Here is a 12,664-nt window from a genome sequence, read left to right as displayed (position 1 = left end):
GTTCTGGTTCCGGGGTAATTACCAGCGGCACCCGGCCCTGCTAGCGTCCTTCACGGTGCGGAGTTATGGGGGCTTCGCACAAAGGCCATCTGGGGTGGTGAAGATCGGGCCAGCGAGAAGTGCCGCCGTATTCACGAAAATGGGTGGGTACGGATAGGTTCGCGCCGCACCGTCGCGGCTTTCCCAACGGCTCCCATCAGCCGGTTCGTGTTGATCCGGCTTGTCGGCGCCGTGCCGCGAATGATCCGATCGCAATTCAGGCCGAAAGGTAAATACCGTGCACGATGCCGTCCGTCGCGCCATCAAACTGATGCGCTCGAACTACTACGAACCACTTACGCTGCGCGATGTCGCAGCAGCCGCGCTGGTCAGTCCGTTCCACTTCTCGCGTTTGTTCCACGCGACCGTGGGCATGCCGCCGGGCCGGTACCTCGCGGCCGTCCGATTATTCGAAGGCAAACGGCTGTTGTTGACCACGTGGATGACGGTCGCCGACATCGTCTCCACGATCGGGTACAGCAGCGTCGGCACGTTCACCACCAGGTTCACCCGTGCGGTCGGCCTCTCGCCGACGCAGTACCGCAACCCCGAGGTCAGCGGTCTGCTGGCGGCTGTCGCGCTGCCGGACTTCGACAACCCGCTGGAGACCGGCTCCCGCGTGTTCAGCGCGATGCCGACGCCCCGGTACGGCGGCAGCGGTTCGGTGGTCGGCACGCTGGAGGTGCCCGCGCAGGCCGACGCGTCGGAGGTGACCGTGGGGATCATCGACGACCTGATCCCGGCCTTCGGGCCGGCGCCGAGCACGCTGGTCGAAGGTCCGCTCGACCGCGAGCTCGTGGTCGGCGCCGCGGCCACCCGCTGCATCGCGGTCGCGTTGCGCGGCGCGAACCCCCGTCCCGGGGTGGGGCTCGCCGGTGGGATGGGGCACACGATCGCCGTCGGCGCGGGGGAGCACCTGCGGGTCAACGTCCGGTTGCGCGATCGGGCCCAGGAGCCCGCGGCGGTCGGCGCGGGGTGGCGGTAGGCGTCATCGCCGGCGCCCCGCACCGCAAGGGTGAAGTAGACCGGTCCGGACCCGGGGAGCATCCTCGAGCGGACCGCCGGCCGCGGCGGCCGGACAGCGACGGGAGGACACGTTGGCCAACCTGCACCGGTCGCCGCGGCGTCGTGTCCTGGCGCCGTTCGGGTCGGGAACGGGTTCCCCGGTGCGCGGCCGCACCGGGTGGGCACGGGTCGAGGGGGACGGCGTCGGGCGGCGCCGGCCGGACCTGGTGGGGGATCACGCGGATCCGGCCGCGGCGTGCGGTCGGTCGGCGGGGGTCCGACTTGGGCTGACGGCGGGCCACCGCGAGCGGGAGACCGCTGCCGTTCGGGGCGCTCGCCGGTACCGCGTGAGCGAGGGGGATGGAGGAGTGTTGTGCAGAGTGCGGTAGAGCGCGCGATCGACACGATGTGGAACCGTTACCACGAGCCGCTTTCACTGGACGACATGGCGGACACCGCGATCTTGAGCAAGTTCTACTTCTCCAGGGTCTTCCGGACGCTGACCGGCACGTCGCCGGGCCGGTTCCTCACCGCGGTCCGCCTCACGAAGGCCAAGCAGCTGCTGCTGGAGACGTCGTTGAGCGTCACCGAGATCTCGTACATGGTGGGGTACAACAGCCTCGGCACGTTCACCAGCCGCTTCACCCGCAGCGTCGGCGTGCCGCCCGCCCGCTACCGCGCGCTGTCCTTCGGCGGCATGCTCTCGCTGTCGTCGTTCTCCGGACCCGCGAGCGGGACCCGGGCCGGCGCGGTGGCGGGGTGGGTCGGCGTGCCGGAGACCGGGACGCCGGTGCGGGTGTACGTGGGGGCGTTCAAGGACCCGATCGCTCAGGGCATCCCGGTCGCGTGCGACATCCGGGACGGCGCGGGGCCGTACCGGCTGGAGGCGATGCCCGAGGGCAAGTTCCACCTCCGGGCCGCCGTGGTCGCGGTCGACGACCTCGACCCGAACCCGTCGAAGAGACGGCCGCTGTTCGTCGGCGGCACCGACGCCGTCACCGTGTCGACGGGTCGGACCGCGGAAGCGGACATCGAGACCAGGGCGGCGTGCCCGCTGGACCTGCCGATCCTGCTCGCGCTGCCCGAGCTCGACACCCGCAACGCGCCCGACGCCGAACTGGCCGTGCCGTCACCGGGCTAGCACGCCGATGCCCGACGCCCTCCGCCGCCACCCCGGTCACCCGCCGCGCCGAACGTCCGGTGTGGACGGTGCGGCGCGGGCCGTCCGGGCGAGGACGTCGGCACGGCCGCAAGACCGTGCCGACATCGCGCGGCGCCGATCAGGCTCCGAGCGCCTCCGCGGCCAGCCTCGTGCCCTCGACGCGCGCCGAGATCTTGGCGAACGCCGTGTCACGCGAGGTGGAGGTGTCGTCGGCGAACGGGGCGAACCCGCAGTCGTCGCACGTGCCGAGCCGCTCCACGGGGATGAACTCGGCCGCCTCCAGCACCCGGTCCCGCACCTCCTCGGCCGTCTCCACCCGGGGGTCGATGGAGTCGGTCACGCCGATGAAGATCCGCGCGTCGGCGGGCAGGTGCTCCTTGATCACCGCGAGCACCCGCCGGCGGTCGGGTTCGCTCGCCAGCTGCACGTAGAACCGGCCGGCCTTGATCCGGAACAGCTCCGGCAGCAGCTCGGCGTAGTCGACGTCCGCGCTGTGGGTGGAGTCCCAGTCGCCGCCGGGGCACGTGTGCACGCCGATCCTGGCCCGGTCCGCCTCGGAGAACCGCTCCAGCACCGCGTTGTTGAGCGCTACGAAGTCCCGCAGCAACCCGCCCGACGGGTCGAGCTTGAGCGACAGCCGTCCCTCGGTGAAGTCCAGCTGCACCACGGACGCACCCGCCTCCAGGCACGCGCGGATGTCGGCCTCGGTCTCGTTGACGAGGTCGGCGGTGAACTCCTCGCGCGAGTAGCCGTCGATCCCGTCGGCCGGGTAGAGCAGGCTCAGCGCGGACGGCGCGATCACCGGCTGCTTCACCGGCAGCGACGTGAGCCGTTGCGCGTTGCGCAGCTGGTCCACGGCGTGCGCGGCGTAGCGGAACGGCCCGCTCGTGAGCACGGGCAGCTGCCGGGTGTGCCCGTCGGCGAACGGCACGACCGGCCCGCCCGCCGCCAGGTCGGCGATGCCCGCCACCGGGTAGGTCAGGAAGCTCGGCTTGTCCTGCTCGCCGTCGGTGACCACCGGCGAACCGGTGGCCTCGAACCGGCTGACGGTGTCGGCCAGCGCCTTGTCGGTCAGCGCGCGCAGCTCGGCGGCGTCGATGCGGCCTTCCGCGTGGTCGCGGAAGCCCTGCACGAGCTCCGCGGGACGCGGAACGCTGCCGATCGGCTCGGTCGGAATGCCCATGTTCGTCCTTGTTCCCCTCGAAGTGGTCAGGCCCACGGAGCCGTCGGGTACCACGGGATGATCTCCCGCCGGGCCAGCAGCCTGATGTCCCAGTACATGAAGGTGAAGACGCCGGCGACGATCAGGGCGACGGCGGTCACAGTGGCGATCCTGCTCGGTTTGGCGGTGAGCCACCGCTGCAAACGGCCGCCCGTGAAGTAGGCCAGCGCGAGGAACAGTAGGGCCATGATGATGATGTTGCCAACCGACTGGAGGGTGAATGCGGCGGCGCCGTACAAGGGGTTGCCGCTCTCCGCCGCGTCGCGGAACATCTTCCGGAACAGGCCGAACGGGCGACCGATCAGGAATCCGCCGATCAGCACGCCCATGAACACCATCGGCGCGTTGGGGAACCGCTGGGAGATCTTGCGGAACGGGTCGCGCACCAGGCCCAGCGCGGCGAGCCCCAGGTAGAACATCACCAGGCCGATGACGCCGAACACGATCAGCGACTGGATGCTGCGGCTGCTCAGCGTGCCCGGCGCGTTGGCCGCGGTGGAGAACTGCGGCATGCGCGTGCCGATGATGCCGACCAGCACGCCGTACAGCGCGGACACCGGGATCATGCCGACGGCCAACCACCCGATCGGCTTCAGCGTGGCGGCGAGCTTCGCCCACCGCGACCCGGCGGAGCCGAGCATCGGGGCGACGGCGCCGAACGCGGCGATGTTGCACGCGGTGAACGTGCCCGCGATGCCGCTGACGAAGGCGAACGCGATGCCCGCCGCGATGCCCTGGATCGGGGTTTCCTTGGCGTCGTGGCCTAAGAGCGAGTTGGCGACGTTGTCACCGATCACCGAGTCGACGAAGTGGGCCGACCACACGACGGTCAGCAGGAAGCCCGCGATGGAGGCGAGCAGGACGATGAGACCGCGCCTGCGCGGGAAGTTGCCGGTGACGAACGTCGACGTGCCGACGGTCGGTGTCAGCTCCAGTTGGTCCTTCTGGTTGGTGCCGGTGCGCGCCATGTGATCCCTCTCCGGAGCGGGTGGTGCGGGGGACAGGAGCCCCTGGTGGTGAGCGGCGCTCGTGGGGCCCGGGAAGCATCTCAGTGTGATGCAACGTGGATTTCTTCATTCGTGCGCACTTGCTGAGCCGAACGGATCGACCTCGCCGGGTCGGGCTCCGGCGACCGGGGGAGTCGACGGGTCCACCGGTCCCCGACGCGGCGGGCGGGGGAGCGGACGCTGCGGCCGCGTGACCGGGTCGTTGCGCGGAGAAATCGAATCACGCTGTTATGGAAAAGCGCAGGTCACAGGGCAAAATAGGAGAAGCAAGTCGTCGGTTGGTCGTGCAGTATTAAGTCGAGCACATATTCCGAAGTGCCGTGAGCCTTTGTCGCGTATGCGCACGGCCGTTTAACGGATTATCCCGAATCCCCGATGTCCACAAAGACGGTGAAAGCATGAGCAGTGAGCGGATCGCAATCGTCGGCATCGGCCTGCGCTACCCCGATGCCGGTTCCACAGGGGAACTGTGGGAAAACGTACTGGCCGGTCGTCGGGCCTTCCGCAGGCTGCCCGACGAGCGGATGAACCAGGCGGACTACTACTCCCCCGACCCCGAGGCGCCCGACCGCTTCTACAGCACGAAGGCCGCGGTGCTGCGCGACTTCGAGTTCGACCGCGTCCACTACCGAGTGGCGGGCAGCACGTTCCGCTCCACCGACCTGACGCACTGGCTCGCGCTCGACGTGACCGCCCAGGCGCTGGCCGACGCGGGATTCCCCGACGGCGAGGGCCTGCCGAAGCGGTCCACCGGCGTGGTGCTGGGAAACAGCCTCACCGGTGAGTTCTCCCGCGCGAACATCATGCGGCTGCGCTGGCCTTACGTGCGCCGCACGGTCGCCGCGGCGCTGGCGGGCAAGGGCTGGCCCGAGGACGAGATCGCGGGCTTCCTGAGCGAGCTGGAAGTGGACTACAAGGCCCCGTTCCCGGAGATCAACGAGGACACCCTGGCGGGCGGCCTCGCGAACACGATCGCGGGCCGCATCTGCAACTACTTCGACCTGCGCGGCGGCGGCTACACCGTCGACGGCGCGTGCTCCTCGTCGTTGCTGTCGGTCGCCACGGCCGCCAAGTCGCTCGTCGAGGGCGACATGGACGTGGCCATCGCGGGCGGTGTCGACCTGTCGATCGACCCGTTCGAGGTCATCGGGTTCGCCAAGACCGGCGCGCTGGCCAAGCGCGTGATGAAGGTCTACGACAAGGACTCCAACGGCTTCTGGCCGGGCGAGGGCGCCGGTTCGCTCGTGCTGATGCGCGAAGAGGACGCCCTGGCCAAGGGCGCGCGCATCTACGCGACCATCGCCGGCTGGGGTGTTTCGTCGGACGGCAAGGGCGGCATCACCCGCCCCGAGGCCGACGGCCACCGCCTGGCCCTGCACCGCGCCTACGGCCGCGCGGGCTACGGCCTGGAGTCGGTGTCCTACTTCGAGGGCCACGGCACCGGCACGGCGCTGGGCGACGAGACGGAGATCGAGGCGCTGTCCTCGGCCCGCCGCAACGCCGACCCGAACGCCCGGCCCGCCGCGCTGAGCACCGTCAAGGGCAACTTCGGGCACACCAAGGCCGCGGCGGGGGTCGCCGGACTGATCAAGGCGGCCCTCGCCGTGCACCACCAGGTCATCCCGCCGGGCACGGGCCACTACGACCCGCACCCGAAGCTGACCGCCGACGACGCGGTGATGTACGTGCCGCTCGAGGCCGAGCTGTGGCCGGAGGACCAGCCGGTGCGCGCCGGCGTGTCGGCCATGGGCTTCGGCGGCATCAACACCCACATCGCCCTGGAGGCCGCGCCCGACGCGCCCCGCCGCGAGCAGCTCGACGTGCGCACGAAGGCGTTGGTCGCCGGTCGCCAGGACGCCGAGGTGCTGCTGTTCGACGCGCCCGACCGCACGACGCTGAAGGACCGCGTCGCCGAGGTCGCCGCCCTGCTGCCGAAGCTGGCCTTCGCCGAGCTCGGCGACCTGGCGTCGGCGCTGGCCGCGCGGCTCACCGGCTCGTCGCTGCGCGGCGCCGTCGTGGCCCGCACGCCCGAGGAGGCCGAGCGCAAGGTCGAGAAGCTGATCGTCGCGGTGAGCGAGGGCACCACGCTCTTCGACGCCGCCGACGGCGTGTTCCTGGACGACCGGGCCGCGGAGCCGCGCCTGGCGTTCCTGTTCCCGGGCCAGGGCTCGGGCCGGGGCGCGGTCGGCGCCATCCGCCGCCGCTTCCCCGTCGCCGAGGAGGTCTTCCAGGCCGCGGGCCTGCCGACCGACGGCGACCAGGTCGCCACGGAGGTGGCGCAGCCGCGCATCGTCGCCGGCTCCCTCGCCGCGCTGAACGTGCTGCGGGAACTGGGCATCCAGGCGCACACGGCCGTCGGGCACAGCCTCGGCGAGCTGACCGCGGTGCACTGGGGCGGCGCGCTGAGCGCCAACCGGGTGCTGTCGCTGGCCGCCGAACGCGGTCGCGTCATGGCGAGCGCCAGCAAGGGCGGCGGCGCGATGGCGGGCCTCGGCACGACGGCCGAGCGCGCGCTCGAGCTGGCGGCGGGCGAGGACGTCGTGATCGCCGGCTACAACGGCCCCGCGCAGACCGTGCTGTCCGGTCCGGCCGAGGCCGTCGACCGGGTGTGCGCGGTGGCCCGGGCCGCGGGCGTGCAGGCGACCCGCATCAACGTCTCCCACGCGTTCCACTCGCCGCTGGTGTCCCCGGCGTCGGAGGCCATGGCGGAGCGGCTGGTCGACTTCGACTTCGGCCGGCTGATCCGCCCGGTGCACTCCACCGTCACCGGCGACGTGCTGGAGGCGGGCGCCGACCTGCGCGAGCTGCTGCGCGACCAGATCACCCTCCCGGTCCGGTTCCACGAGGCCGCCGCCAAGGCCGCCGCGACGACCGACCTGGTCGTCGAGGTCGGCCCTGGCCGCGTCCTCACCGGCCTGCTGGAGGAGATCGCCCCCGACAAGCCGGCGCTCTCCGTCGACACCGACAGCGGGTCGCTCACCTCGCTGCTGACCGTCGTCGCCGCCGCGCACGTGCTCGGCGCGCCGGTCCGCACGGACGTCCTGTTCAGCGACCGGGTCATCCGCGACCTGCCGCTGGACGGCTCGATGACGTTCCTGGCGAGCCCCTGCGAGACGGCTCCCGCCCTCGACTCCGCCGTGCGCACGGCCGAGCAGGCCGCCTCCGCCGCGGCCAAGGCGGCGAAGTCCGAGACCGCCACGGGTTCCGACGGCGAGTCCACGCTGGAGCTGCTGCGCCGCTTGGCCGCGGAGCGCGTGGAGCTGCCGCTGGAGGCCATCACCGCGAACACGCACCCGCTGGACGACCTGCACCTGAGCTCCATCACGGTCGGCCAGCTGGTCAACGAGGTCACCCGCAGCCTCGGCCGCCCGGCCCTGGAGGGCACGACCAACTTCGCCACCGTGCGGATGGGCGAGCTCGCCGAGCTGATCGACAACCTGGCCGACACGGCGCACACCGACGAGCGCGACAACGGCGAGGTGCCCGGCGTCGCGCCGTGGGTGCGGCCGTTCCTGGTCGAGCACGTCGAGCGCGAGCTCGTGGCGGCGGCGCCCGGACCGGTGGGCGAGTGGACCGTCTACGCGCCCGAGGGCCACCCGCTGGCCGAGCCGCTGAAGGCCGGCCTGCCCGGCGACGGCGTGCTCCTGCTGCTGCCGCCGGAGGGCGGTGACGCGCACGTCGGCCTGTTCCTGGAGGCCGCGCGCGACGTGCTGGCGTCCGGTCGCAGGCTCGCGGTCGTGCAGCACAAGCTCGGCGCGTCGGGCCTGGCCCGCACGCTGCACCTGGAGGCGCCGCACATCCCGGTGACGCTGGTCGACCTCGCCCCCGAACAGTCCGGCCCGGACACCGACGCGGTGCGCCGGGTGGCGGCCGAGGTCGCGGCCACGACGGAGTTCTCGCAGGCCCGGTACGACGCCGACGGCGTGCGGACGGTGCCGGTGCTGCGGGCGGTGTCCGGTCAGGTGGCGCCCGACTCGCCGGGGGGCACCCCGCTCGACTCGGACGACGTGCTGCTGGTCACCGGTGGCGGCAAGGGCATCACGGCCGAGTGCGCCATCGCGATGGCCACCGACTCGGGCGCGTCCCTGGCGCTGATCGGCCGGGCCGACCCGGCCGCCGACCCCGAGCTGGCGGCCAACCTCGCCCGGATGACCGCGGCCGGGATCAAGCACCGCTACGAGCGGGCCGACGTGACCTCCGCCGAGCAGATCGCCGTCGCGGTGGCGAAGTTCCGCGCCGAGCTGGGCGAGGTGACCGCCGTGCTGCACGGCGCGGGCCGCAACGAGCCCAAGGCGTTGACGGGACTGTCCGAACAGGACTTCCACGCCACGCTGGCGCCGAAGATCGCCGGCCTCAACGCGGTGCTCGACGCCGTCGACCCGGAGCAGATCAAGCTCCTGGTCACGTTCGGCAGCATCATCGGCCGGGCGGGCCTGCGCGGCGAGGCGCACTACTCCACCGCCAACGACTGGATGAGCGAGCTGACCGTCGACTTCGGCGTGAAGCACCCGCACGCCAGGGTGCTGGCCCTGGAGTGGTCGGTCTGGTCCGGCGCGGGCATGGGCGAGCGGCTGGGCGTGGTCGAGGCGCTGATGCGCGACGGCATCACGCCGATCTCCACCGACGCGGGCATCGCGGTGCTGCGCGAGGTGCTGGCCGACCCGACCGTGGGCCCCGTGCTGGTGGTCTCCGGCCGCGCCGCGGGCCTGCCGACGTTGGAGATGGCGAGCACCGAGCTGCCGCTGGCCCGGTTCGTGGACCGCGTGCTGGTCCACTACCCGGCGGTCGAACTGGTCACCGAGGCCGACCTGTCCGACGGCAGCGACCCGTACCTGGGCGACCACCTGCTCGAAGGCGACCTGCTGTTCCCGGCGGTCATCGGCATGGAGGCCATGACCCAGGTGGCCAGCGCCCTCACCGGGCACGAAGCGCCGCCGATGCTGGAGGACGTGGAGTTCCTGCGGCCGGTGGTCGTGCGGCCGGGAGGCTCGCTGACGGTGCGCATCGCCGCCCTCGCCCGCGACGCCGAGACGGTGGACGTCGCGATCAGGGCCGAGGACACCGGGTTCTCCGCCGACCACTTCCGGGCCCGACTGCGGTTCCCGCGGCCGGCGATCCCCGGTGACGTGGTGGACGGCGCCCCCGTGCTGCCGCTGGTGCCGGTCGACCCGGTCACCGAGCTGTACGGCAGCGTCCTGTTCCAGGGCAAGCGGTTCCAGCGGTTGCAGGGCTACCGGCGGGCGAGCGCCCGGCACGCGGTGGCCGAGGTCGCCACGACCTCCGTGGCCACCTGGTTCGCGCCGTTCCTGCCGCAGGACCGGATGCTGGCCGACCCGGGCACGCGGGACGTGATGATGCACGCGATCCAGTGCTGCGTCCCCGACGCCACGCTGCTGCCGCAGAGCGTGGAGCGGCTCTACCTGGCCGCGCCGGTGGACCAGCTGGCCCAGTACGTGGTGCTGGACGCCCGCGAGCGGTCGCAGGACGGCGACAGCTACACCTACGACCTCGACGTGCGCGACCCCGAGGGCCGGCTCGTCGAGCGGTGGGAGGGCCTGGTGCTGCGGGCCGTGCGCAAGCGCGACGGCGCGGGACCGTGGACGCCGACCATGCTCGGCTCGTACCTGGAGCGCTCGCTGGAGCGGGTCCTGGGCGGCAGCCGCGCGGTCGTGGTCGAGCCCGACCCGACCGACGCCTCGCCGGAGCGGCGCGCGCAGACCGCGCTCGCGCTCAGCCGGGCGCTGGACCGCCCCGTCGAGGTGCGCTACCGGCCCGACGGCAAGCCGGAGGTCGACGGCGCGGAGGTGTCCGCCTCGCACAGCGCGGGCGTCACGTTCGCCGTGGCGGCCGCGGGCGGCACGCTCGGCGTGGACGTCGAGGAAGCCGTCGCCCGGTCGGAGGAGGACTGGACCGGTCTGCTCGGCGACGACCTGATCGCCGTGCGCGACCTGCTCGCCTCCGAGGTCGGCGAGACGGCGGCCATCTCCGGCACCCGCGTGTGGAGTGCCCTGGAGTGCCTGCGCAAGACCGGTTCCACCACGCAGGCGCTGACCGTCGACCGGGTCCACCCGGACGGCTGGGCCGTGCTGTCGACCGGCGACGCCAAGGTCGCCACCTGGGTGACCACCGTCATCGACCGGGCCGAGCCGGTGGTGTTCGCGGTGCTCGTGGGCAAGGAGAGCTGACATGACCGACTACTACGAGATCCGGCACACCGTCGGGTTCGAGGAGACCAACCTCGTCGGCAACGTGTACTACGTGAACTACCTGCGGTGGCAGGGGCGGTGCCGGGAGATGTTCCTGAAGGAGAAGGCGCCGAGCGTGCTGCGGGACCTCCAGGACGACCTCAAGCTGTTCACCCTCAAGGTGGAGTGCGAGTTCTTCTCCGAGATCACCCTCTTCGACGACCTGTCGGTGCGGATGCGGCTGGAGGAGCTGACCCAGACGCAGGTCCAGTTCAGCTTCGACTACGTCAAGGTCACCGGCGGCCAGGAGGTCCTGGTCGCCAAGGGCAGGCAGCGGATCGCGTGCATGCGCGGCCCGAACACCAACACGGTGCCTTCCCGGGTGCCCGAAGACCTGCGGAAGGCGCTCGCGCCCTACGCCGAGGCCCCGGCACTCGCCCGTGCCGGGCTGGGGGGATGACGGACATGTACGAGGCGGCGCCCACGATGGAGGAGACCTCGCTGCGGGAGGCCATGTCCCTGTTCGCGACCGGGGTCACGGTGCTGACGGTCGGCGGCGAGCGCGCGCACGGCATGACGGCGAACTCGTTCACCTCGGTGTCCCTCGACCCGCCGCTGGTGCTCTGCTGCATCTCGCACTCGGCGGTGATGCACGACGCGATCGCCAACGCCAAGCGGTTCGGCGTGTCGATCATGGGCGCGGACCAGCGGGACACCGCGAAGTACTTCGCCGACAAGCGCCGGCCGCTCGGGCCGGAGCAGTTCGACGCGGTGGACTGGATCGAGGGACCGCACACCGGCGCACCGCTGCTCAACGGTTCGCTGGCCTGGCTGGAGTGCGAGCTGGTGCAGTTCTACGAGGGCGGGGACCATACGATCTTCGTGGGGCAGGTCCTCGGCTCCAGTCGCGGCGCGAGCGCGTCGGCGCTGCTGTTCTACAGCAGCTCGTTCCACCAGGTCTGACCCGCGGGTCCGCCCGCTTCGGGAGGGAGTGCACATGCTGGTGACCGTCACCGGGGGTACCGGTTTCGTCGGCTCGCACACGGTGGCGGAGCTCGTGCGCGCCGGACACCGGGTCCGACTGCTGGTCCGGGACGCGGACGCGGTGGACGCCGCCACGCGACCGCTGGAGGTGCCGCCCGACGCCGTCGACGTCTTCGTCGGCGACGTGACCGACGAGCGGTCGGTCGACGCGGCGGTGCGCGGCGTGGACGCGGTGGTCCACGCGGCGTCGGTGTACTCGTTCGACCGGCGCAGGCGGGCGGAGATGCTGCGGACCAACGCACACGGCACGGAGGTGGTGCTCTCCGCCGCCCGCCGTGCCGGTGCGGGCCGCATCGTCCACGTGTCGAGCATCGCGGCCCTGTTCGGGCCCGGTGTGCGGGTGATCCGAGAGCAGTCGCCCGTCGGCGCGACCCGGGAGCCGTACGCGGCGACCAAGGCCGCGTCGGAAGCCATCGCGCGGCGGCACCAGGAGGAAGGGGCGCCGGTGGTCGTCAGCTACCCGCCGCCCCTCCTCGGGCCGCACGACCCGAAGCTCGGCGACCAGGTCGAGCGGCTGCGCAACACGTTGCGCGGGATCATGCCGATGTGGCCCTCGGGCGGGCTGCAGATCGGCGACGTGCGGGACACGGCGGCGCTGCACGCGGCGCTGCTGTCCCCGGACGTCACGGGCCGGCACTTCGGGCCCGGGCACTACCTGACGATCAGGGAGTACCTCGACGGCATCAGGAAGGCCACCGGTCGCGCGTTGCCGGCGGTCTTCCTGCCCGCCGCGATGATGACGCCCGTCGGGCGGCTCGTCGACCTGGTGCAACCCTTCTGGCCGTGGCACATCCCCGCCGAGTACGGCGCGATCGCCACGGTCGGCGCGGCGGTCCGGGTCGACCCGGCCGCGAGCACGCTCGACCTCAAACCCCGTCCGTTCGCCGACACGGTCACCGACACGGTGCGGTGGCTCGCCGACACCGGTGCGGTGACCGATCGCCAGGCAGGCCGACGATGACCACTTCAGGGATCGACCACGTCAACGGGCACTCGGACT

General features: G+C 72.1%; 8 protein-coding genes. 6 read left to right on the top strand and 2 right to left on the bottom strand.

All coding sequences use genetic code 11. The features are described 5' to 3' along the window. Nucleotides 1-277 precede the first annotated feature (277 nt). Both ACZ7GX_RS11630 and ACZ7GX_RS11625 read left to right on the top strand, forming a co-directional pair. Complete coding sequence (locus ACZ7GX_RS11630; protein ID WP_498775498.1) at nucleotides 278-1,024, top strand: helix-turn-helix domain-containing protein; 747 nt, start codon at nucleotides 278-280, stop codon at nucleotides 1,022-1,024. A 393-nt stretch (nucleotides 1,025-1,417) separates the two neighbouring features. Further along, nucleotides 1,418-2,185, top strand: a complete 768-nt coding sequence (locus ACZ7GX_RS11625) for a helix-turn-helix domain-containing protein (protein ID WP_498775496.1) — start codon at nucleotides 1,418-1,420, stop codon at nucleotides 2,183-2,185. 139 nt (nucleotides 2,186-2,324) lie between these two features. Here ACZ7GX_RS11625 and ACZ7GX_RS11620 read toward each other — a convergent pair whose 3' ends face one another. Together ACZ7GX_RS11620 and ACZ7GX_RS11615 are read right to left on the bottom strand one after the other, a co-directional pair. Next, on the bottom strand, nucleotides 2,325-3,389 hold the full coding sequence (locus ACZ7GX_RS11620; protein ID WP_498775494.1) for a cobalamin-independent methionine synthase II family protein: 1,065 nt from the start codon (nucleotides 3,387-3,389) through the stop codon (nucleotides 2,325-2,327). 26 nt (nucleotides 3,390-3,415) lie between these two features. Beyond that, a complete protein-coding gene (locus ACZ7GX_RS11615; protein ID WP_498775492.1) occupies nucleotides 3,416-4,396 on the bottom strand; it encodes a hypothetical protein in 981 nt (326 codons plus the stop codon). A 437-nt stretch (nucleotides 4,397-4,833) separates the two neighbouring features. Between ACZ7GX_RS11615 and ACZ7GX_RS11610 the strand changes: the two genes are divergently transcribed. Genes ACZ7GX_RS11610 through ACZ7GX_RS11595 form a run of 4 tightly spaced genes read left to right on the top strand, consistent with a single transcriptional unit; the run spans nucleotide 4,834 to nucleotide 12,625 of the window. Beyond that, complete coding sequence (locus ACZ7GX_RS11610; RefSeq protein WP_498775490.1) at nucleotides 4,834-10,620, top strand: SDR family NAD(P)-dependent oxidoreductase; 5,787 nt, start codon at nucleotides 4,834-4,836, stop codon at nucleotides 10,618-10,620. A 1-nt stretch (nucleotide 10,621) separates the two neighbouring features. After that, on the top strand, nucleotides 10,622-11,080 hold the full coding sequence (locus ACZ7GX_RS11605; protein ID WP_498775488.1) for an acyl-CoA thioesterase: 459 nt from the start codon (nucleotides 10,622-10,624) through the stop codon (nucleotides 11,078-11,080). After that, the gene (locus ACZ7GX_RS11600) at nucleotides 11,077-11,583 is read left to right on the top strand and encodes a flavin reductase family protein (RefSeq protein ID WP_498775486.1); all 507 of its coding nucleotides are present in this window, start codon (nucleotides 11,077-11,079) and stop codon (nucleotides 11,581-11,583) included. The genes ACZ7GX_RS11605 and ACZ7GX_RS11600 overlap by 4 nt, the downstream gene beginning before the upstream one ends. A gap of 34 nt (nucleotides 11,584-11,617) precedes the next feature. Further along, nucleotides 11,618-12,625, top strand: a complete 1,008-nt coding sequence (locus ACZ7GX_RS11595; RefSeq protein WP_498775484.1) for an SDR family NAD(P)-dependent oxidoreductase — start codon at nucleotides 11,618-11,620, stop codon at nucleotides 12,623-12,625. Nucleotides 12,626-12,664: the final 39 nt, after the last annotated feature.

This window comes from Actinosynnema sp. NPDC037264, from assembly GCF_055603705.1.
The sequence above is the reverse complement of the archived record's forward strand: the minus strand, read 5'-3'. Positions and strand labels throughout refer to the sequence as shown.

Excerpts from the sequence above, each read along its gene's own strand:
- ACZ7GX_RS11615 (WP_498775492.1), bottom strand. The coding sequence starts at position 4,396 with ATGGCGCGCACCGGCACCAACCAGAAGGACCAACTGGAGCTGACACCG.
- ACZ7GX_RS11620 (WP_498775494.1), bottom strand. The coding sequence starts at position 3,389 with ATGGGCATTCCGACCGAGCCGATCGGCAGCGTTCCGCGTCCCGCGGAG.
- ACZ7GX_RS11600 (WP_498775486.1), top strand. The coding sequence starts at position 11,077 with ATGACGGACATGTACGAGGCGGCGCCCACGATGGAGGAGACCTCGCTG.
- ACZ7GX_RS11610 (WP_498775490.1), top strand. The coding sequence starts at position 4,834 with ATGAGCAGTGAGCGGATCGCAATCGTCGGCATCGGCCTGCGCTACCCC.
- ACZ7GX_RS11605 (WP_498775488.1), top strand. The coding sequence starts at position 10,622 with ATGACCGACTACTACGAGATCCGGCACACCGTCGGGTTCGAGGAGACC.
- ACZ7GX_RS11595 (WP_498775484.1), top strand. The coding sequence starts at position 11,618 with ATGCTGGTGACCGTCACCGGGGGTACCGGTTTCGTCGGCTCGCACACG.